This window comes from Methylolobus aquaticus, from assembly GCF_054172105.1.
Window position 1 is genome coordinate 88,367 of the sequence record NZ_JBSYXP010000015.1, and the last position, 23,514, is coordinate 111,880.

General features: G+C 64.5%; 9 protein-coding genes. 8 read left to right on the top strand and 1 reads right to left on the bottom strand.

The window, feature by feature from the left end:
* Positions 1–38 precede the first annotated feature (38 nt).
* From ACW73L_RS17940 to ACW73L_RS17960, 5 genes are all read left to right on the top strand, one after another.
* Positions 39–4,733 (top strand): PAS domain-containing protein, encoded by a 4,695-nt coding sequence (locus ACW73L_RS17940; protein WP_498923952.1) that lies wholly within the window; start codon positions 39–41, stop codon positions 4,731–4,733.
* A 236-nt stretch (positions 4,734–4,969) separates the two neighbouring features.
* Positions 4,970–10,288, top strand: a complete 5,319-nt coding sequence (locus ACW73L_RS17945) for a PAS domain S-box protein (protein ID WP_498923953.1) — start codon at positions 4,970–4,972, stop codon at positions 10,286–10,288.
* Between the two features lie 131 nt (positions 10,289–10,419).
* Positions 10,420–11,610 carry an ATP-binding response regulator gene (locus ACW73L_RS17950; RefSeq protein ID WP_498923954.1) on the top strand — a complete coding sequence of 397 codons (1,191 nt, stop codon included), beginning with the start codon at positions 10,420–10,422 and terminating at the stop codon, positions 11,608–11,610.
* A 124-nt stretch (positions 11,611–11,734) separates the two neighbouring features.
* Positions 11,735–12,715, top strand: a complete 981-nt coding sequence (locus ACW73L_RS17955) for an acetylxylan esterase (RefSeq protein WP_498923955.1) — start codon at positions 11,735–11,737, stop codon at positions 12,713–12,715.
* Positions 12,687–13,415: an esterase family protein gene (locus ACW73L_RS17960; RefSeq protein WP_129884552.1), complete on the top strand. Its 729-nt coding sequence runs from the start codon at positions 12,687–12,689 to the stop codon at positions 13,413–13,415. The genes ACW73L_RS17955 and ACW73L_RS17960 overlap by 29 nt, the downstream gene beginning before the upstream one ends.
* A gap of 177 nt (positions 13,416–13,592) precedes the next feature.
* Here the strand turns inward: ACW73L_RS17960 and ACW73L_RS17965 are convergent, their stop codons facing one another.
* Complete coding sequence (locus ACW73L_RS17965) at positions 13,593–14,306, bottom strand: S1 family peptidase (RefSeq protein WP_498923956.1); 714 nt, start codon at positions 14,304–14,306, stop codon at positions 13,593–13,595.
* A gap of 162 nt (positions 14,307–14,468) precedes the next feature.
* Here ACW73L_RS17965 and fusA point away from each other — a divergent pair, with 162 nt between their 5' ends.
* The 3 genes from fusA to ACW73L_RS17980 all read left to right on the top strand — a co-directional run bounded on the left by fusA (position 14,469) and on the right by ACW73L_RS17980 (position 23,482).
* Complete coding sequence (fusA, locus tag ACW73L_RS17970) at positions 14,469–16,508, top strand: elongation factor G (RefSeq protein ID WP_498923957.1); 2,040 nt, start codon at positions 14,469–14,471, stop codon at positions 16,506–16,508.
* A gap of 300 nt (positions 16,509–16,808) precedes the next feature.
* A complete protein-coding gene (locus tag ACW73L_RS17975; protein ID WP_498923958.1) occupies positions 16,809–20,177 on the top strand; it encodes a transglutaminase family protein in 3,369 nt (1,122 codons plus the stop codon).
* Complete coding sequence (locus ACW73L_RS17980) at positions 20,174–23,482, top strand: transglutaminase family protein (protein WP_498923959.1); 3,309 nt, start codon at positions 20,174–20,176, stop codon at positions 23,480–23,482. The genes ACW73L_RS17975 and ACW73L_RS17980 overlap by 4 nt, the downstream gene beginning before the upstream one ends.
* Positions 23,483–23,514: the final 32 nt, after the last annotated feature.

Genomic DNA, 23,514 nt, shown 5'->3' on the forward strand with positions numbered 1-23,514 from the left:
CGCCCATCCAAGACTGCCTCACGAGGAGTTGCACCCCAATGAAGGATATGGAAGTTCTTCACCAACCGATTGTCCTGATCGTCGACGATTCGCCCGAGGATCGACACACCTGTCGCACCTTCCTGGATACCGGGTATCGGGTGCTGGAAGCCGACACGGGTCAGGCGGGTCTTGAGCTGATCGGGCGCCTGAAGCCGGACTGCATCCTGCTCGACTATCGGCTTCCCGACCTCGATGGTCTCGAGTTTCTCGAGACGCTGCTTGAGAACCCTTCATGCGAACAGCCCGCGGTGGTGGTGCTGACCGGCCATGCCGATGTGACCTTGGCGGTCACTGCCTTGCAAGCGGGAGCCAGCGACTTCATCGAGAAAGACCACATCACTGCGGTATCGATCAAACAGGTCGTGGCCCGGGCCATAAGCAACGTGCGGCTGAGCTGTGATCTGGACCGTCAGCGCCAGTGGCTCGATGCGACGTTCGCCAACGTTGCCGAAGGCGTCGTGGCGGTCGATGCGTCGGCCCGGGTGACGCTGTGCAACCAGGCCTTCGCCGAACTGAGCGGATGGTCACTGGCCGAAGCCATGGGTCAACCGATCAATGAGGTGCTGGCGCTCACTCAGGATGGGTCGGCACATGATTGGCGGCAGACGCTCCGGCAGATCCTGAGCGGCGAGCGGCAGGTTGCAACGCCCCGTTGGTCGGGCCAGTTGATCGCGCGGAATGGAAGCCGACGTTCGATCGCCTTCAAACTGGCCCCGATTCTCGCCCAGAGGAATTCAGACACGGGCGTGGTGATCACTCTGACTGACCTCAGCGAGATTCATGAGTCGAGACGAGCTTTGGCGGACAGTGAGCAACAGCTGCGTCTGGCGCTGGAAGCCTCCGGCATGGGTTGCTTCGACTGGGACCTGGAGACCGGATCCGTGACCTGGAACCGGCAGCACGAAGCGCTGTGGGGGTTTCAGCCCGGGGAAACGACGGGTGCCTATGCGGATTTCTCGAGACGCGTCCACCCGGACGACCTGCCTGAAGTCGAGGCCGCTCTGGCCCGCAGCCGGGATGATCGGGTTCCTTACTGCCGCGAGTTCCGGGTCGTCTGGCCCGATGGCAGTACCCACTGGATGGGCGGTCGGGGCGAGTTTGTCTACCAGGAGGATGGCAGGGCGCTGCGCATGCGCGGCACCGTCGTCGAAGTGACGCAACGGAAGCAGACCGATGCCGCCTTGCAGACAACCCGGGAACTATTGGCAAGGATCATCGAGAGCGCGCCATCGGCGGTCTTTGCGATGGATCGAGCGCATCGTTTCACGCTGACCAATCAGGCCAACCTGTCGGCCTGTCGGCTCCAGTGGGATCAGTTGATCGGACGCACGGAGCGCGAGGTTTTCCCTCCCGTGACAGCCGCGCGGCTTTGGGCCGACAACGAGCAAGTCATGCATACGGGACAAGCGTTGCAGCTTGAGGAGGAACTGGTCCTCGCCGATGGCAGCCGTATCGACGTGATCACGACGAAATTCCCCTTGCGCGACTCGCAGGGCGAGATCGTCGGGCTCGGTGGGGTAGCCACGGATATCTCGGAGCGCAAGCGCGCGCAACAGGCGCTGGGCGCCGCCGAGGAGCGCTTCCGCCTGGCGATGGACGCGACCAGGGATGGGATCTGGGACTGGGACGTTCCGACCGGGAATACCTACTACAGTCCGGCCTATTTCGGGATGCTCGGCTACGCGCCGGGCGATTTCCCTGAATCCTTTGAGACCTGGACCGGCTTACTGCACCCCGATGAGCGGGAATCCGTTACAGCGGAGGCGATGCACCTGCTAGCCACCGTCGGCGAATACCAGTTGGAATTTCGAATGCGTAGCCGGGCGGGTCCCTATATCTGGGTGGCCAGCCGAGCGAAGGTTGTAGCGCGGGACGCGGCAGGGAATCTCCTGCGGGTGATCGGGACTCACAGCGAAATCACCGAGCGCAAAGTGGCGGAGCAGGCACTGAGGATCAGCGAAGAGGGTTTGCGCCTTGCGCTGGATGCCGTGCAGATGGGAACGTTCGATTGGGACCTCGTGACCGCGCATATCACTTTGTCACCCCGGCACGAAGCGCTCTCGGGCTTTTCGCCCGGCGAGTTCGACGGCACCTACGCGGCGGCAACGCAACGGGTCGACCGTGACGACCTGCTTGCCGTCGAAAGCGAATTGGCCCGTTGCCGGGCCGCGCGCGAGCGTTTTTCGTTGGAATATCGCGTGAACTGGCCGGACGGCAGCACGCATTGGGTGAGTTCTCTGGGCGAGTTCGAGTATGCCAGCGACGGCAAGCCGCTGCGGCTGCGCGGGGTCACGATGGATGTCTCCGACCGCAAAGCGCGTGAAACGGCGCTACTTGACGCGGAAGCATGGCGCCTGGCTTCACGCTACACCCGCTCTCTGATCGAGACGAGCCTGGATCCAATGGTGACCATCAGCGCGGACGGCGTCATCACCGATGTCAATCGAGCGACCGAGGACGCTACCGGATGGTCACGCACACATCTGATTGGCAGCGACTTCGCGGACTACTTCACCGACCCTGCCCAGGCCCGCGCCATTTACCGGCAGGCCTTCGTGGAAGGTCGTGTGCGGGACCATCCGTTGACCCTCCGGCACACGTCCGGGCAACTGACGGACGTGTTGTATAACGCCTCCGTTGTCCGCGACGAAGACGGCGGGATCCAGGGTGTTTTCGCCGCCGCTCGCGACATCACGGCCCGTCTTCAAGCGGAACAGGCGCTTGAGGCCAGTCAGGCGAGCTTGCGGCGCGCCCAGTCCGTTGGCCAGATCGGGAGTTGGCGTCTGTTTCGCGATTCCGAGGTTTTCGACATTTCCGAGGAGACGGCGAAGCTGTTCGATCTCCCGGGTGACCGGCCCGTCACGTTCACCGAATGGTTCGCTCGTGTTCATCCCGACGATCAGGCAGGGGTTGCGGCGGCCTGGCAGGATGCCTTGCGCGGTGCGCCCTACGAGAGGGTCTACCGCATCGTCGTTCGGGGCGAGGTCGTCTGGATCAGGGCCCTCGCGGAGCTGGACTTCGACGAACGCGGCACGCTGTTGAATGGCGTAGGCACGGTGCAGGACATCACACCGCTCAAGCGGGCGGAACTCGAGGTGCGGCGAGCTGCGCAACGCCTGCAGTTGGCTACCGAAGCGGCGGATATCGGAATTTGGACCTGGAGTTTCGCTGATGACCGTCTGAATTGGGACGACCGGCTGTTGGCCTGGTACGAGGTGCCGGATGGCATGCGCGAGACCGGGCCTGACTACGCATTCTGGCGATCACGGGTTCATCCCGACGATATCGAACGTATAGAAGCCAGTTTTGCGGCTGCCAGGCTTGCGCAATCCGTCTGGTCGGGCGAATTCCGCATCCTGTTGCCGGGGGGGCGGGTCCGCTACATCGAATCGGCCGCGCTGTTCGAATATCACCCGGATGGCGCAGCGGTGAGGATGGTCGGGATCAACCGCGATGTAACGGCGCAGCGGGCGCTCGAGGAGAACCTCCGGGAGGCGAGGACTGCAGCCGATGCAGCGAACGAGGCCAAAGGTGCTTTCCTGGCCAATGTGAGTCACGAGATTCGGACACCCATGAATGCGATCCTTGGCTTCGCACAACTGTTGGAGAAGGATGCGCTCACTCCCGAGCAGCGCGGGATGGTGCGGCGGATACGCACCGCCAGCGAATCATTGATGGGCCTGCTCAATGACATCCTCGACTTTTCCAAGATCGAGTCAGGCCGTTTCGCCCTCGAGCGGCAGCCCTTCTCGCTCGACGGAGTGTCGTCCAATGTCATCGGACTGCTGCGCTCGATGGCCGTCGGCAAAGGCCTGGAACTGCGGTTCGACATGCCGGCCAACTGCGATATCACACTCCTCGGGGACGCGGGCCGACTGGAACAGGTGCTCGTCAATCTGACCAGCAATGCGATCAAGTTCACCGACCAGGGCAGCGTCGAGGTACGGGTGATCGCGAAGGAGGTGACCGGGACCCAGGCGCGTCTGCGCTTCGAGGTCCGCGATACCGGCATCGGCATCTCGCAGGAACAACAGGACGCCCTGTTCACGCGCTTCACGCAAGCCGATGGCAGCATCACCCGCCGCTACGGCGGGACAGGCCTAGGGCTTTCCATCAGCAAGCACCTCATCGAAGCAATGGGCGGAACGCTCGGCTTCGACAGTACCCTGGGCGTCGGCAGCACCTTCTGGTTCGAAGCGAGTTTCCCGCTGGCCCCCGCGGACGCCCTGTTGGAAACGGCGGTGGCGTCCGCGCCTTTGACCGTGACCGGTCCCAGGCTGAAGGGACTGCAGTGCCTCGTGGTCGACGATAGCGCGATGAACCGCGACCTTCTGCAATATCTGCTGCAGCGGGAAGGGGCTCATGTCGATGTGGCGGCCGATGGTCGCGCGGCGCTGGAGTACCTGCGTGCGCGAAGTCAGCCCGTCGATGCCGTTCTGATCGATCTCCAGATGCCAGTGATGGATGGACTCGAGTTGATCGGTGCAATACGCGGTGAACTCGGTCTGAGCGGGCTGCCTTTGATCGCCGTTTCGGCTGCGGCGGGGCGGAAGCAGCGGCAGGCGGCAGAGAACGCGGGCGCCAACGACTTCCTGCTCAAACCGGTGGACCTCGAGGCGTTCGTCACCACGCTGCTGCGCTGGACCCAATCCGCAGCGCTGGTTGCGCCCACACCGGCGATGCCCCGATAGCAAGGTCCAAGCTTGCGTGGCCCGAACGGGGCGAATAGAGTGCGTGCGCGAATTGCCGAGAGATCTGTCCGGAACGCGCGCGAACAGGGCGCTGTCCGCCCGTTCCGCGGCTCATGGAGGAACGCGGCCGGTGCGATCGGATCGATCTCCCAAGGCCCGTGCTCCACCTGGCGTCGCGCGTCCGCATCCTCGGGCCCATCGGTTGGCAGATCTGTCTCACGAGGCATTGGAACCCAATGAAGGATATGGAGATCCCCGACCAACCGACTGTCCTGATCGTCGACGATTCGCCCGAGGATCGACAGACCTATCGCGACTTCATGCAGTCCAAATGCCGCGTGCTGGAAGCCGGGAACGGCCAGGCGGGGCTCGACACCTACCGCCGTGCGAAGCCGGACTGCATCCTGCTCGACTACCGGCTCCCCGATCTCGATGGCCTCGAGTTCCTCGAGGCGCTTCATCAGGACCCGTCATCGGAGCAACCGGCGGTGGTGGTGCTGACGGGTTATGCCGATGTGCCATTGGCGGTGGCCGCGTTGCAATCCGGCGCCACGGATTTTATCGAAAAGGACCGTGCCACCGCATCATCGCTCGCACAAGCCGTCTCCAATGCCATTGGCAAGGTGCGACTGAGCCGTGACCTCAACCAACACCGTCAGTGGCTGGAGGCGACGTTTGCCAGCGTCGCCGACGGCCTCGTGGCGGTCGACGCGGCGGGGCGAGTGACACTGGGCAACGGGGAGTTCGCCGACCTGAGCGGCTGGCCGCTGGCCGAGTTGATCGGCCAGCCCATAGCCCAGGTACTGACGCTTGAACATCAACACGCGGGGCAGGATTGGCGGCAGATGCTGAGTCGGGTCCTGAGCGGCGAGCCATGCGCTTCGACCCCGCGGTGGCTGGCCTGGATGACCGCGAGCAGCGGTCGCCGGTTCCCGGTGGCCTGCAAGCTCACCCCGATGCACGGCCCGCGCGATTCGAACGTCGGCGCGGTGCTGACGCTGACTGACCTCAGCGATCTCGACGAGTCGAGAAGTGCCCTGGCCGAAAGCGAGCAATGGCTGCGTCTGGCGGTGGAAGTGTCCGGTATCGGCTGCTTCGACTGGGACGTAGTGGCCGGGACGGTCAGCTGGAATCCGCAACACGAACTACTGTGGGGGTTCCAGCCCGGGGAGTCGACCGGCACCTATGAGGATTTCGCGAGCCGTGTCCATCCGGATGACCTCCCCGTGGTCGAGGCTGCCTTGGCCCGAAGCCGGGCGGAACGGAAGCACTACCGCTGCGAATACCGGGTCGTCTGGCCCGATGGCAGCGAGCGCTGGGTCATCGGTCGTGGCGAGTTTGCCTACGGAGACGATGGAGAGCCGGTGCGCATGCGCGGGACTGTCTTCGAGGTGACCGAACGGAAGCAGGCCGAGGCCGCCCTGCACGCCAGCCAGGAACTGCTGGCAAGGATCGTCGACAGCGCTCCGTCCGCGGTTTTCGCGATGGATCGGGCACACCGCTTCACGTTGACCAATCAGGCCAATTTGTCGGTCTGCCGACTCCGGCGGGACGAACTGATGGGGCACACCGAACTCGAGGTGTTCCCGTCTGCGACAGCCGAGCGGCTGTGGGCGGACAACGAGCAGGTCATGATCACCGGGCAGGCGCTGCAACTCGAGGAGGAACTGGTTCTTGCCGATGGCAGCCATATCGACGCCATCACGACGAAATTCCCGTTGCGCGATGCGGGGGGGGCGATCGTCGGTCTTGGTGGGGTGGGTACAGACATTTCCGAGCGTAAACGTGCGCAGCAGGCGCTGCTCGCCGCCGAAGAGCGACTTCGGCTGGCGCTGGATGCGGCGCGCATGGGCACCTTCGATTGGGATTTGGTGAGCCAAAAGATTGTCTGGTCGCCCCAACACGAGGCGCTCTGGGGGTTCTCGCCCGGCGAGTTCGCCGGGACCTATGAGCATTTCGCCAGCCGGTTGCATCCCGACGATCTGTCCCAGGTCGACGCCGCGGTTGCCCGGAGCATCGCGGATAAAACGTCATTCTCCTGTGACTTTCGCGTCGTCTGGCCCGATGGGCGCGTGATATGGATCGGTGCTCTGGGGCAATTCATTTTCGCTGACGATGGGCAGGCGACACGGATGCACGGCACGGTCATGGAGATCACCGAGCGCAAGGAAAGCGAGGCGGCATTGCGCGCAGCGGAAGCTTGGCGCCTCGCGTCGCGCTATACCCGCACGCTGCTCGAAACGAGCCTGGATCCACTGGTGGCCATCAGCCCGGACGGTGCGATCTCGGATGTTAACGCGGCCATGGAAGCGGCCACCGGTCGTAGCCGATGGGAACTTATCGGTACGGCTTTCGCGAGCTATTTCTCGGCGCCCGAACTCGCACGAGCGGGGTATCAGGAGGCGTTCGAGGCCGGTACGGTGCGCGACTACTCCCTGGAAATCCTTCATCGCGACGGTGGCCTGACCCCGGTGCTGTGTAATGCCGCGGTGTTCCGGGATGACATGGGCAAGGTGACCGGCCTGTTTGCGGCAGCGCGCGATGTAACTCGCCAGAAGGAAGCGGAAGAGGCCATCCGCGAGCTCTACAACCGACTGGACCGCATCGCCAGCCGCGTTCCGGGAATGATTTATCAGTATAAGCTGCGGGCCGACGGCAGTTCCTGTTTCCCGTATGCGAGTGAAGCCATTCGCAGCATTTATCGGGTGGCTCCGGACGCTGTGCGGGAGGACGCGGCCGCGGTTCTGGAGACGCTGCACCCCGATGACCGAGACGCGGTCATCGCATCGATTCACGGCTCGGCACAGACGCTTCGGCCGTTGCAACACGAATACCGGGTCCGCTTCGACGATGGAACCGTGCGCTGGCTGCATGGCAGCTCCGTACCCAACCGGGGGACCGACGGGGCGGTTCTCTGGCATGGTTTCATCCATGACATCACGGACCGCAAGCACATCGAGCTGGCACTTGCCGAGTCTAACCAGCTGTTGCAATGCATCATCAATACGGTGCCGGTTCGGGTGTTCTGGAAGGGCAGCGACTTGCGCTACGTGGGTTGCAATCCTGCGTTTGCTCGCGATGCGGGATTCAGCAGGCCGGAGGATTTGATCGGCAAGGATGATCATCAACTGGCCTGGCGCTTGCAAGCGGATCGCTATCAGGCCGACGACCGCGCGGTCATCGCTTCGGGCACCCCCAAACTGGGCTACGAGGAGCCGTTGACCCAGCCTGACGGGCAGCGTATTTGGCTGCGGACATCCAAGGTCCCGCTCCGTAACTCGTCCGATGAAGTCATCGGAATGTTGGGGGTTTACGAGGACATCACCGAGCGAAAACGTGCCGACGCGGAGCTGCGGGAGAGCGAGCGCAAATTTCGCCAGCAAAGCCGTCGGCTCACGGAGGTCATCTGGGCGACCAATATCGGTACCTGGGAGTGGTGTGTACCGACCGGAGAGGTGCTGTTCAACGAACGCTGGGCGGAGATCGTCGGCTACACACTCGCGGAACTCGCCCCGATCAGCATCGATACCTGGAAAGCCTTGGTGCATCCGGACGACTTGAAGCGCTCTTCGCAGAGCCTGGAGCGATGCTTCCGCCGTGATGCGGAAACCTATGAGTGCGAAGTCCGAATGCGGCATAAGAAGGGTGACTGGGTCTGGATCATGGACCGTGGGCGTGTCGTGGAATGGGATGCGGACGATCAGCCCGTGCGGATGTCGGGGACGCATCAGGACATCAGGGAGCAAAAGTACGCCGAGTCGCAATTAATGGACGCGATGCAGACCGCTGAGGCCGCCAACCGTGCGAAGAGCGAATTCCTGGCCAACATCAGTCACGAGATCCGGACGCCCATGAACACCGTGCTGGGTTTGGTGCAACTGTTGGAGCAAGATACGCTTAACGCCGACCAACACGGGATGGTGAAGCGGATCCGTACCGCCGGTCAGTCGTTGCTGGGCCTGATCAACGATATCCTCGACCTGTCCAAGATCGAGGCGGGCCGCTTGCAGATAGACCGGCAGCCCTTCGACCTGAATGCTGTCTTGTCCCACGTTGGGGGCATGTTGCGCCACACCGCCCATGGCAAGGGGCTGAAGCTGGTGATCGAACCCCTGCCGCGACTGGCCGGTTGTCTGGTCGGCGATGCCCTGCGGCTGGAGCAGGTGTTGTTGAATCTGACCGGCAATGCCCTGAAATTCACTGAACGCGGTGAAGTCAGGGTGCGCGTCGCGGCCGGAGCGCCGAACGCTGGCGCTGTGCATCTGCGGTTCGAGATTCGGGACACCGGGATCGGCATTGCTTCAGAGCACGTCGCCAACCTGTTTTCGCCGTTCACCCAGGCCGATGGCTCCATCACCCGCCGTTTCGGCGGCACCGGCCTGGGGCTCGCGATATGCAAACATCTGATCGAATTGATGGGTGGTACCCTGGGTGTGGACTCAGTCCTCGGCACCGGAAGTACCTTCTGGTTCGAATTGGAGTTCGAACTTGCCCCGCTGGATGCGTTGTCGTCGAAGGCGGTGGTCCCGCCAGGCCCAGGCGGGAACCGGCTGAACGGCCTGCATTGTCTCGTGGTCGACGACAGCGAGATGAACCGCGATGTTCTGGAACGACTGCTGCGCCGGGAAGGGGCTCATGTCAGCCTGGCCACCCATGGCGGCGAGGCGCTGGAGTATCTGCGTGCGGGGCATCAGCCCGTCGATGCCGTACTGATCGATCTCCAGATGCCGGTCGTGGACGGGTTTACCGCCATGAGCGCAATACGCGGTGAACTGGGTCTGTCCGGGCTTCCGTTGATCGCCATTTCGGCCGGGGCGGGGGCGGAGAAGCGGCAGGACGCGCTGAACGCCGGGGCTAACGAGCTCCTGCTCAAGCCGGTGAATCTGGAAGCGGTCGTTGCCACGGTGCTTCGCTGGACTCGACCGGTCGCGCCGGTCCACACGGCGCCGGCCGTGGCCCCTGCGGCGGCTGCAGGCGCCGGGGTCGACACGGTCTTTCCACTTATCGAGGGCCTTGATACCCGGCAGGCCGCGCTGCTGCTCGATTACGACCGACCCTTCTTTGTGCGCCTGCTGCGCGGCTTTGCCGCCGATTACGGCGCCACGGCACAGCTGATACAGGACGAACTGGCAGCCGATCGACTCGGCGCGGCCGCCGCACATTTGCATAAGCTGCGTGGGGCCGCCGCCTATATCGGTGCCCGCGAACTGATCGAGGCTGCGCAGCGGCTCGAGGACGCGATTGCGGACGGAGACACCGGTCTCGGCCCCTTGTTCGAGACGTTTCGTGAACGCTCCGAGGCGCTGCAGGTGGCGTTGGCCCCCTGGCTGCGGGAGCCAGCCGAGCCGGAGAGCGATGCGCCTCTGCTCGATCCGGAGCGGCTTGAAGCCCTGCGCCTCGCCCTGGTCAATCGCGATCTGGCGGCGCTGAGCTTGTTCGATGCCCAGCGAGAGGCGCTGGCGCAAACGCTTGGAGTCCAGGCGGTCGTCGCGCTGGACGAAGCGGTACGCACGCTGCGCTTCGATGACGCCTTGGCGATACTGGAGCGGGACTAGGTCCTGGGCCAAGGCTCGGGCCCGACCTTGGTATGCGGGGGGGGGGGGTGTGATAGCATGCTTTTGGGGGACCTACGCGGGTCGAGGCGATCGCGTGGGCGGGTCGGCATGAACGAGGAGAGGGGCGCTTGATGTCCGGGAATTCCGCTGCACGTGTTCTGATCGTCGACGACGAACCGTCGTCGGTGCAGATCATCGCCCGGGCGCTGGCGCCACTCGTCACCGCCGAGTTTGCACTTTCCGGTACCGAGGCGCTGGAGCGGCTCGCTTCCAACGATGTCCCGGATCTGATCGTCCTCGACGTGCTGATGCCCTCAATGAACGGGTTTGAGGTTTGCAGCCGCCTCAAGAACGATCCGCGTACCCGGGAAATCCCGGTCATCTTCGTCACTGCCAGCCGCGAGATCGAGAGCGAGACGCTTGCGCTGCAGGCCGGTGCCTCCGACTTCATCCATAAGCCCATCAATCCTCAGGTCGCACGCCTTCGGGTGGGTTTACACATCCTGCTGCGCCAACGTGAACAGGCTCTACAGCAGCTGAATGCCGACCTGGAGCGCCGGGTCGACGAGCGGACGCAGGCGCTGAGCGAGGCGCTGACGCGGGCCGAGACGGCCAATCGGGCCAAGAACACGTTCCTGGCGAACGTCAGTCATGAGACGCGCACTCCGTTGAATGGAATCATCGGATTTGCCAGCCTGCTGCAGATGAAGGAAACGGATCCCGACAAGCTCCGGCGGCTCGACGGTATCCTGGTCGCCGCCAATGAGTTGGTCCGGGTGCTCGATGACGTGCTGGCGATCTCCCGCCTCGAGGCCAACCAGGTGCTGATCAAGCCGCAGGACTTTGCGCCGGAGGAGTTGCGCGCACGGCTTCTGGCGACCACGGGCCCGTCGGCCGAGGCGAAAAAGCTCGATCTGACCATTGATCTTGAGGATCTGCCTGATCGACTCCGTGGTGATCTGGATCACTTGGCGGCCATGCTGACACAACTCCTCGACAATGCCGTGAAGTTCACGCACAGCGGAGCGGTGAGCCTCTCCGCGAGGGTGCTCGACAGCGCCGGTGGCAACCTCCGGTTGGCCTTCGATGTGAGCGATACCGGCTGCGGCGTTGCAAGCGATGCGCGGGACCGCATTTTCCAGTCCTTTGAGCAGGCCGACGGGTCCAGAACCCGAGAATTCGGTGGCCTGGGGCTCGGTCTGGCGATCGCCCGCCAACTCGCGGCCTTGATGAACGGCGACGTGCGGCTGGATGCCAGCGGTCCGCAGGGCAGCACCTTCGTCGCGGAGGTGCGGCTGCCGCAGTCCAGGGACACGCAGTAGGGGCGCGGACGCCTCCAGCGAAGTCGACAGGCCCTGTTGGGGCTGCTTGCGGGGTGGATTAACTCCAAGTAGTCGAGATAGCGACATCTCTAAATCAAGCATGGTTTCACCGAACAGGTCGCCGATGGCGTCCTTCAGCCACGGCTATCCGTTCGATCCCACCTACGGCTACGATCTCGACGCCTTGCTGGCGGTGACCCCGCCCGAGCCTCCCGCCGATTTCGCCGCCTTCTGGTTATCCCGCTACGCGAGAGCGAGGGAGCAGCGCCCCGCGGCTGAACTGCGCCCGGCGGGTTGGGCGGATGAGCGTTTCGATGTCCATGACCTGAGTTACGAATCGACCGGGGGCATGCGCATCGGCGGCTGGGTACTGGTGCCGCGCATGCTGCCGGTCCGGCGCGGCTTCGTGATCGGTCACGGTTATGGCGGGCGGGAGAGCCCGGATCTGGACCTGCCCTTCGACGATGCAGTGCTGTTCTTTCCCTGCGCCCGCGGGATTTCGCGCAGCCGCTGCGCGGGCCTGCCGGAGGCGCCCAACGAACACGTGCTGTGGGGCATAGACGATCGCGAACGCTACGTGCTGGGCGGTTGCGTGGACGATGTCTGGGTCGCCGTGACCGCACTTGAGGAATTGTTTCCCGGCGCCCGCGGGCGCGTGGGCTACCTGGGCATCAGCTTCGGCGGCGGCATCGGAGCGATGGCCGTGCCCTGGGACGAGCGGATCGCCAGTGCGCATTACAACGTTCCCAGCTTCGGACACCAGGCCTTGCGCCTGAGCTTGCCCACGGTCGGTAGCGGCGAAGCCGTGCAGCGATACCGGCAACAATGCGGTCACATTCCGGAAACCTTGCGTTACTACGATGCCGCCGTGGCAGCCGTTTTCACGACGGTGCCGGTCCATGTCGCGGCCGCCTTGTTTGACCCGGTCGTCGCTCCGCCCGGTCAGTTTGCCGTGTACAACGCGCTGCCCGATGAAAAGCGACTGTTTGTGCTGGACGCCGGTCATTTCGATTACCCCCGCCGCGTGGAGCAGCAACGGATGCTGCTGGCGGAACTCGAGCAATTTTTTGGGTGCGATGAATCGCGAATATCACCGTTGGTATAGCCACCGGCTCGGTCGCGACATGGAGTTGCTGATCTTCGGTCACGCCGGCGCGAAAGTGCTGGTGTTTCCGACCCGCGACGGGCGTTTCTACGAATACGAGAATCTCCGGCTGGTGGACAGCGTCCGGCACAAGCTGGAGGCGGGGCAGTTGCAACTGTACTGTCTGGATAGCCTGGACCACGAGAGCTTCTACTGCTTCTGGCGTCACCCGGCCGACCGCATCCGGCGCCACATGCAGTTCGAGGATTACGTGCTGAACGAGGTGCTGCCGCTGATGGCCGCCAAGAACGGCCATCCGTGCACCATTGCCCACGGCTGCAGCCTCGGTGCGTACCACGCCGTGAATATCGCATTTCGCCATCCGCACCTGTTTCGCAAGGTCTGCGCGCTGTCAGGTCGTTACGACCTGACGCTGGGCATCGAGCACTTCCGCAACCTGTTCGATGGCTACTACGACGAGAACGTCTACCACCATACTCCCAGTCACTTCCTGCCGAACCTCGGTGACCACGGGCGGCTGGATCACTTGCGCGCCATGGACATCGTGCTGGTCATCGGCGACGAAGACCCGTTCCTCGGCAACAACCTGAACCTGAGTCAAACCCTTTGGGAAAAAGGTATCGGGCATTCACTGCGCACCTGGCACGGTCGCGCCCACCAGGGTTCCGCCTGGCGCGGCATGGTTCCGGCCTACCTGTGAGCGCAGGCCGAGCGAAAAATCACCCCGCGTGATTCGCGCCGCGGTACTTTCGTGGCGCCGCAGCCCGCGACGAGACACCCTCTTCTCTGGCAAACCCGGGTGGCGTTCGCGGCTGAAGCGCATCTCGGGGGCAGGGTGTTTCGTGCGCCATGCGCACGAAATCACTGAATCCGGCCTTCAGGGCCGCGCGTGGACCGTCGCCAGCGGTTCGGGCCGCTTCAGGAAGCCCGGCAGATGATTCACGTCTTCCCAGAATGACGCGCCGCTGAGTGGCACGACCGCGTTCGCCGCGGTTCGCGACAGGGCCGGAATCCAGTCGGCGGGTATTGCATAATTCCGACCGGCTTTGCCGGCGGTCAGGAAGGTTGCGAGACCGATCAGCCGACCGCGCTCACTGAACAGGCCGCCCCCGCTCCCGCCCTGCACGAAGTCGGTCGACGTCTCGATGACCGGCGCACCATCGAATGGATGCAACCCCTCGACCCGCCCCACCGAAAAGGACATCCCGAGCGCGCGCGGAAATCCGTAGAAGTACACTTCCTCGCCCACCGACAGGTCAGCGGCACTGCCGAGTTGCGCCTGTGGCAGGGGGAGCCCCGGGACCGTCAACAGGCAGAGATCGTGGCGCGGGTCCGCCTGTTGTGCGGTGACGCGGTAACGGACAGGCCCTTTCGCAACGACGATGGAGTGGGCCAGTCGGGTCACGTGACAGTTCGTCGCCACTTGGTCGCTGCCGATTGCGACGCCCGATCCGAAGAACATCGGTCCGCCCTCCGGGTAAGCGTGGATCTGCACGACGCTCAAGGACAAGCGATGATCCACCTCGGCCATGCCGTCGGAACAAGACAAGGCCATGAAAAAGGCTGTTGCGATCGAGCATGCACGCTGCATTGAAGCCGCTCCTGTCATTGGTAACCCAGCACAATTTTGGAGTGGTCCTCGGGGCGTAAGTTCGCCGGCAACGCGGGGTACGACCTTGAGGCCATAGCCGCGACTTCGCCCCAGCCTTTATACTGCGCCGATTAAATTCTGGTGATTTTCGAGGGATGAACCGTGGCTGCATACACTGCAGAAAACATACGCAATATCGCGCTGGTTGGACAGGCCAGTGCAGGCAAGACCAGTCTGGTCGAGGCCTTGCTGTTCCATGCCGGCGCCAAACCGGTCAAGGGTAGCGTCGAAAAGGGCGATACCGTCAGTGATTTCGATGCCCTGGAACAGCGCCACCAGCATTCACTCCAGGTTTCGGTCGTCGGTTTCGACTTCGCGGGGCGGCGAATCAACCTGATCGACACGCCGGGCTATCCGGACTTTCTAGGCCAGACCCTCAGCGCCCTGTCGGCGGTCGAGACCGTCGCGGTCGTGGTCAATGCCCAGACCGGCATCGAGCCCATGACCCGGCGCATGATGGACTGGGTGGCCCATCAGCATGTGCCGTGCATGATCCTGATCAACAAGATCGATGCCGAGCCTGATCGGCTCGCCACGCTGCTGGAAGAGATTACGGAGGCATTCGGGAAAGAATGCCTGCCGCTGGATCTGCCGACGGATCATGCCGAGCGCGTCGTCGACGTCGTGGCCCACAACGATGGGTCCGCGGATTTTTCGTCCGTGTCCGAGGCGCACGCGGCGTTGCTGGAACAGGCGGTCGAGGTCGACGAGGCGGCGACCGAGCAATACCTGTCGCAGGGCGACATGAACCCCGACGAACTGCATGCCCCGTTCGAGAAGGCGTTGCGCGAAGGGCACCTGATTCCGGTGTGCTTCGTGTCCGCGCGGAGCGGCGCCGGTGTGCCGGAACTGCTGCAAGCGCTGGCCGATCTGGCACCGAGCCCGCTGGAGGCCAATCCCTATCCGTTCATCGCCGAAGCCGATGGCAAGGGTGAGCAACTCTGGGCCGAGCCAAATGCGGACGCGCCGCTGCTGGCCCATTTGTTCAAGCTGGAATTCGATCCGTTCATCGGCAAGATCGGGCTGGTGCGCATTCATCAGGGCCGTCTCCGCAAGGGTTCGCAGATCCTGGTGGGGCGTGATGGCAAACAGGTGAAGCTGGCTCATCTGCTTCGCATCAGCGGCAAGGAGCACCAGGAGATCGACGAAGCGGAAGCCGGCGACATCTGCGCCGTCGCGAAGATCGAGGAGGTCGAGCAGGACGTCGTGCTGCACGAGAAGCACGAGCAGGATACGGTTGCCGCGCCGCAGTTATCGTATCCCACGCCGCTGGTCGGTTTGGCGTTGAAGGCCAAGCGCCGCGGCGATGAGCAGAAGATCACCGAGGTGCTGCACAAGCTCGTGGCGGAGGATCCCGGTCTGCGGATCGAATACGATATGACCGCCAACGAGACCGTGCTGCGTGGTCTCGGCGATTTCCACCTGCGCGTCGCACTGGAAAAGCTCGACGAGCGCTTCCACGTGGAGGTCGAAACGCATGCTCCGACCATCCCGTACCGCGAGACGATCACCAAGCCGGCCGATGGTTTCTGCCGCCACAAGAAGCAGACCGGCGGCGCCGGGCAGTTCGCGGAAGTCGCGCTGCAGATCGAGCCGCTGCCGCGTGGCGAAGGCTTTGAATTCGTCAACCGCATCGTCGGCGGTGCGATTCCCGGAACGTTCATTCCTGCGATCGAAAAGGGCGTGCGTCAGGTTATGGCGTCCGGGGCGCTAGCTGGGTTTCCGTTGCAGGATGTCCGCGTCACTGTCGTCGACGGCAAGTATCACGCGGTCGACTCGAAGGAAATCGCCTTCGTCACGGCCGGTCGCAAGGCGTTTCTCGATGCGGTCGACAAGGCCGGGGCGGTCGTACTGGAGCCGATGGTCGATCTGGAGGTCAGCGGGCCGGGCAACTCCGCCGGCGGGATTTCCGGCGACCTCTCGTCGCGCCGGGCGCGCATCAGCGGGACCGATGCCGGCCCGAATGGCGAGGTCATCATCCGGGCCCTGGCGCCGCTGGCCGAACTGCAGGAATACGGTTCACGTGTGAAGTCCTTGACCGGCGGCGAAGGTAACTGGGGCATCCAGTTCAGCCATTACGAGCCCGCGCCACCCGGCGTGCAAAAGGAACTGGCCGGCAGGCACAAGCGGCAGGAAGACTGATACGTTCGCCGACAGCCGGCCCCGCGGGGTTCGCGGCCGGAGCTGACCAGGCTGCATCGGTACAGGGTCTGGACGGCTCCGTTTCCTGCGTCATGATGCGTATGCAATTGACTCCGGTGGCCGGTAATCGTGCAGTGACGGTCGCCAGGGAGTAAACGCAAGGAACCACTGCATTGTTCGAACGCGTTCGCCCGGACCCGTGAAAATCCGTTACAGTACGGCTTCGACCCAGGAAAACCGTCGGTCTCTCGCCGCCAATGTCGCGGCCGACCGGAGCAGCCTTTCGGAGAAGATTCGTACGTGGCAATACATGTCGCCATCGAGCACAGCACCTCTTATCGATACGACCGTACGGTCTCTCTTTCCCCGCACGTAATCCGCCTGCGTCCCGCGCCGCATGCGCGGACGCCGATACACGATTATCGCCTCGACATCACGCCGGCCGATCACCGCCTGTACTGGCAGCAGGATCCCTTCGGGAACACCATCGCCCGGGTGGTTTTTCCGGGCAAGGTCGACGAACTGAAGATCGACGTGCGTCTGGTCGCCGAGATGACGGTGATCAACCCGTTCGACTTCTACGTCGAGAAATACGCCGAACATTTTCCGTTTCAGTACGAGCCGCTGTTGAAGCGGGAACTCGAACCGTACTTCGAACTGACCGAGAGCGGTCCGAAGCTGATGGCCTGGCTGGATAAGGTCGACCGGCGCAAGATGCGCATCGTCGACTTCCTGGTCGCGATCAACCAGCGTCTGAAGGACGACATCGACTACACGATCCGCTTCGATCCCGGTGTTCAGACCGGCGAAGAGACGCTGACCAAGGCACTCGGCTCGTGCCGCGATACCGGCTGGCTGCTGGTGCAGATCCTCCGCCATATGGGGCTGGCCGCGCGCTTCGTGTCGGGCTACCTGATCCAGTTGACAGCCGATCAGAAGTCCCTGGACGGCCCCTCGGGGCCCGAGGAGGATTTCACCGACCTGCATGCCTGGGCGGAGGTTTTCATTCCGGGTGCGGGCTGGATCGGGCTCGATCCGACCTCGGGACTGTTTGCCGGGGAAGGGCATATCCCGCTGGCCTGCACGCCCGACCCGGTGAGCGCCGCGCCGCTGACCGGCGCCAGCGACAAATGCGAGGTCGAGTTCGGCTACGCCAACGTCGTAAAGCGGGTGCTGGAAGACCCGCGTGTAACCAAACCTTACACCGAAGCGCAATGGGCCGATATCCAGCATCTGGGCCATCAGGTCGATGCGGAACTGCGGGCGCTCGATACGCGCCTGACGATGGGCGGTGAGCCGACCTTCGTTTCGGTCGACGACATGGAAGGTCCCGAGTGGAACACCGAGGCGCTCGGCGCCGATAAGCGCCAGCGCGCGGGCGTGCTGCTGAAACGCTTGCGCGCGGCCTTCGGCCCCGGCGCCCTGTTACATTTCGGTCAGGGTAAATGGTACCCGGGCGAGCCGTTGCCGCGTTGGGCCCTGGGCTGTTTCTGGCGCACCGACGGGCAACCCTTGTGGAAGGACGAAAGGCTGATCGCCGATGCTGAGCGCGATTATGGTGTGGGGCCGGAGCAGGCCAGGAAGTTTGCGGAACGTTTGACCGAGCGCCTCGGCATCGATCCGAAATATCTGGTACGCGGCTATGAGGACTGGGTCTACTACTTGTGGCGGGAGGCTAACCAACCGGTCAATCTCGACCCAATCGCGATTCCCTGGGCGCCGCAGTTCCGCGACGACCTGAGCCTGGTGCTGGCGCGCGGACTTGACCAGCCGGTCGGACTCGCGCTGCCGTTGCTGTGGGACTACGCCGCCGCCGGCTGGCGCTCCGGCCTGTGGCGGTTCGCGCGGGAGCAGATGTACCTGACCCCTGGCGGTTCGCCGATGGGCCTGCGCCTGCCCACGCACGAACTGCCCTGGGCCGTCGAGGTCGAGCAGGAGGTCCTGATCAGCGCGCCCTCGCCGCAGCGCTCGCCGAATGTCGGGGCCCTGCCCGGCGCGCGAGCCGCCCCGGCCTCGCCTGCGCCGGACGTCCGCGCGCCGCTCGCGGCCGACGAACGGCCGGAGGTGATCCGGCAGCGCTACCGTACCTGGGAGGGCATCCCGCATACCGCGCTGTGTATCGAGCCCCGCGGCGGCTGCCTGCACCTCTTCATGCCGCCGCTGAACACGCTGTGGCATTACGCGAACCTGCTCGAAGCGATCGAAGCGACCGCTGCCGAACTCGGCCTGCCGGTGCTGATCGAGGGCTACGAGCCACCGGGATCGCCGGAACTGAAGGTGCTAAAGGTCACGCCCGACCCCGGCGTCATCGAGGTCAACATCCACCCGGCATCCAACTGGGAGGAACTGGAACGCAACACCGTCACGCTGTACGAGGAGGCGCGCCTGTCGCGCCTGGCTACCGAGAAGTTCATGCTGGACGGGCGCCATACCGGGACCGGAGGCGGCAACCACGTGACGCTGGGCGGTCCCACACCGCAGGACAGCCCTTTTCTCCGGCGCCCGGATCTGCTCCGGTCGCTGGTGACCTACTGGCAGCATCATCCCTCGCTGTCGTATCTATTCTCCGGCACCTTCATCGGCCCCACCTCCCAGGCCCCGCGGCCGGACGAGCGCGGCAGCCGCTTGCTCGCCGAACTGGATGTGAGCCTGCGCGAAATCGAGCATATCGCCGCGCCCTGGCTGCTCGACCGGGCCCTGCGGAATTTCCTGGTCGACGGCACCGGCAACACACATCGTGCCGAGTTCTCCATCGACAAGCTGTACTCGCCGGATTCCGCTTCGGGTCGGCAGGGGTTGCTGGAGTTTCGCGCTTTCGAAATGCCGCCGCACGCACGGATGAGTCTGGCCCAGATGCTGCTCCTGCGGGCCATGGTCGCGTATTTCTGGCGCGAGCCCTATCGGCACTCGCCGGTGCCCTGGGGCACCTCGCTGCATGATCGTTTCCTGCTGCCGCACTACGTCTGGAGTGACTTCGGAACGGTCATCGAGCAGCTCAAGCGGGCCGGCTATCACTTCGACCTGGCCTGGTTCGAGGCCTTTCTCGAGTTTCGCTTTCCGGTCTGCGGCCGTGTCCACTACGCCGGTGTCGAACTCGAACTCCGTACGGCGCTCGAACCCTGGCTGGTGCTGGGTGAGGACGCCACGGCGCACCGTCAGGCTCGGGTGGTCGACTCGGCGGTCGAGCGGCTGCAGGTGCGTTGCCGCAATCTCGATCCGGAGCGTTTCCTGGTCACCTGCAATCGGCGCCGTCTGCCGTTGCAGCCGACGGCCAACAGTGGGGACTATGTCGCGGGTGTGCGGTTCAAGGCCTGGAAGGCAGCCTTCGGACTCCATCCTACGGTCGAAGTGCATGCGCCTCTGGTATTCGACATCGTGGACCGGCAACTGGGCCATTCGGTCGGCGGTTGCGTCTATCATGTCGCCCATCCGGGCGGGCGCGCCTACGACACCTTCCCGGTAAACGCCTACGAAGCCGAGTCGCGCCGCGTGTCCCGTTTCTGGGATTGCGGGCATACCGCCGGCGATGTCTCACCGCCACCCTGGGTCCAGGGTCTTTCCGGGTTTCATGAAGGCAAACTGGCCGCCGCCTGTTACGAACCGCCGCCGGAACCACCCAATCCGGACTACCCGTGCACCCTCGATCTGCGCCGCCTGGGGGCCTCATGACGCAACGCATCGCCCTGACCGCCCGGATCGCGGAGAACTTCGAGCGCCGGGTACAGCTGTCCACGCATTGGCTGCGACTGCGGCCCGCTCCGCAGGCTGGGGGCATCGAGGCCTATTCGCTGAGGGTCGACGCAGAGCCGCATTTCCTTAACTGGCTCCGCGACCCCTACGAGAATCATCTGGCGCGACTCGACCTGCCGGAGCCGGTGTCCTCCCTGGGGTTCGATCTCGAGATCATCGCGGCACTGGAGCCGTCGAACCCGTTCGATTTCCTGACCGATCCCTATGCCGCCAACTATCCGTTCCAGTACCCCGATCAGCTCAGGAAGGAACTGGTGCCCTATCTGCGGATCGACCAGCCGGGGCCCTGGCTGACGGATTGGCTCGGCAGTCTCGACCGTTCGCCGCAGTACATCGTTGAAAAGCTCAACGGGATACTGGCCGGCGTCCACCAGCGCATCGCTTCGGTTGGGGAGAGCCGTCCGGGCTGGGTCGACATCGAAGGGCTGCTGGCCCGTGGCTCCGGTTCCCCCTGGGAAACCGCCTGGCTGATGACGCTGACCCTGCGCGGTCTCGGCCTCGCGGCCCGGTTCACCTCGGGTTATCGGGTCTGGCTGTCCGCAACGGATGAACTCCCGGACGTGGTCAGTCCGCATGCCTGGAGCGATGTGTTCCTGCCGGGTGCCGGCTGGATCGGCCTGGATCCGGCCAGCGGCCTATACACCTCGGAGGGCTACATTCCGCTGGCCTCCGCGCCCGATCCGCTGCGTACCGTGCCCATATCGGGTTACCACGAGGCTTGCCCTAGCGAGATCAGCACCACGGTCAGCGTACGGCGTCTGGTCCCCGCGCCGCCCGAGCAGCCGGTGGATGGGGCAGCCTGGCGCGATATTCGGGCCGTTGGCCGGCGCGTCGAAGCCGATCTCGCGTCGGCCCGCCTGAATCTGACCGTTGGGACCGGCTTGTCCTTCGTTTCGATGGAGTATCCAACGGCAGCGGAATGGACGACCGGGGCCCTCGGGCCGCACAAGCGGCAGGTCGCCGAGATGCTGCTGCCGGCACTGGCCAGCCATTGCGGCGCCGGGGGCGTCATGCACATTGGGCAGGGCGAGTGGTTCAGCGGCGAGGAACTGCCACGCTGGCGCCTCGGCTGTTACCAGCGGGCCGACGGCCAGCCGATATGGAAGAACCCCGATCTGTTGGCGTGGCGCCGCCGCCGGCCGATGAACATCCGGTCGGAGGACGTCCGGTTCTTCGCGGAGTCGCTGGCGCAAGTGCTGCGCGTCCCGGCGGATCACGTGATGGCCGCTCACGAAGACAGCCTTCATCAGTTGTGGGCCGGCCGACTCGGCACCGGGTACATCCCGTCGCCGGCCGATCTGCGGGATCCGGAGCGTCGTCGCGCCGTCGCCGCCTGCCTGTCGAGGCGTCAGGGCGAGCCCGCGGGCTATGTGCTGCCCTTGCGCTGGGATCGTGTGCTGCAGCGTTGGTCCAGCGGCCGCTGGTCCTTTCGGCGCGAAGGCTTGTTCCTCATTCCCGGCAAATCGCCGCTGGGTTTCCGGCTTCCCATCGAAAGCCTGCCGGCCGGTGATGCCGGTCCGCTCGATACCGAACACGAACGCTGTCAGACCGAAGAGCGTTCGCTGCTGCCCCAGGATTGCGGCGAGCTCAGCGTCCGTTATTCGACCGTGGGTCCGCCCAGTCATGCGATGGAAGAGGCCGACGGCCCCTTGTCCGAGGCTGGCCGCCCCCCGCGCACCGCGCTTGCGCTCGAGTTGCGCGATGGCCAGCTATTCGTCTTCATTCCGCCGCTGACGCATCTCGAGCATTACCTGGACCTGATCGGCGCGGTCGAGGCCACCGCGCGCGAGACGGGCATCCCGGTGATGTTCGAAGGCTACGAACCGCCCGAGGATCATCGTTTGCGGCGGCTGGTCATCGAGCCGGAACCCGGCGTCCTGAAGGCCTGGCTACCGGAGATTCCGGGCTGGACCGCACAGATGCAACTGGTCGTCGCGGCTTACGAGGAGGCGGAGCGACTGGGGTTGCGCGCCGAGCGCATCATCGGTGAAGGTCGGCGCGTGCCGCCGGGCGGCGGTGCCGAGCTGACCCTGGGAGGAGAGAATCCCGGCAACAGCCCGTTCCTGCATCGGCCGGAGCTTCTCCGCGACCTGATCGTTTTCTGGCAACGCCACCCGTCCCTGTCCTATCTGTTCGCCGGTCGCCTGGTCGGTCCGGACGGGCCGGCGCCGCGCCCCGACGAGGGTCGCGACGATGCCCTGTACGAACTCGGGCTGGCGCTGGAGCGCGTCCCGAGCGGCGAGAACCTGATGCCCTGGGTGCCGGACCGGCTGCTGCGCCACCTGTTGGCCGATCCCGCCGGAAACATGAAGCGCGCCGAGATCCGGATGGATCTGCTGTACGCGCCGGACCGGCCGAGCCTGCGCTTCGGCAAACTGGTGCTGCGTTCCTTTGAATCGGTGCCGGACCCGAAGCTGGCCGCGCTGCAGTCCCTGCTGGTGTCGGCATTGATCGCCGCGCTGGCGAAGAAGCCCGAGGCGGGGCGGTTCATTCGCTGGGGTGAGGCGCTGCACGATCGCTTCATGCTGCCACGCCTGCTGTGGGAGGATTTCCGCAGCGTGCTCGCGGCGTTATCCGAAGCGGGTTATCCCTTGCAGGAGGAGTGGTTTCTGCCCATCGTCGAGTTGCGCTTCCCGGTTCTCGGCACGACCCAGATCGGTGACGTCACGCTGGAATTGCGGACCGCCCACGAACCCTGGGCGCTGCTCGCGGAGGAGAGTTGCGCCGGTGGCGTCACCCGCTTCGTCGATGCCGCGAACGAACGGGTGCAGGTGCGTTGCCTCGGTCTTACGCCCGGCCGCTACAGTGTCTTCTGCAATGGCTTCATCGTCCCGTTGCACGAGACCGGGATTCAGGGCGAGTACGTTGCCGGCGTGCGGTACAAGGTCTGGAATCCCCCGTCGACGCTGCATCCTACCGTTTACCCGGTCAGCTCACTCGTCGTCGACCTGATCGATAACTGGACGCGTCGCATCGCAGGCGGTTTTACCTACTATCCGCCCCGTCCCGGCGTGTGGGGTTCGGCCGGTACGTCATGGACCAGTCCGGCCGTCGATGCGACCCCGCGGCGCCAGCAGCGGCGGCAGCCGTTGACGAACGTGCCGCCCTGGAGTGTCGGTGGCAAGTTCCTGCCGTTCGGCAGCGCCACCGAGGTGCCGCCGGTTCCGGTGGAGCACCTGCGGCCGGATGCGCCCTACCTGCTCGATCTGACCCACTGGACCTGATCATCCCCATCCCGGCCAGAGCCTTTCTGCTG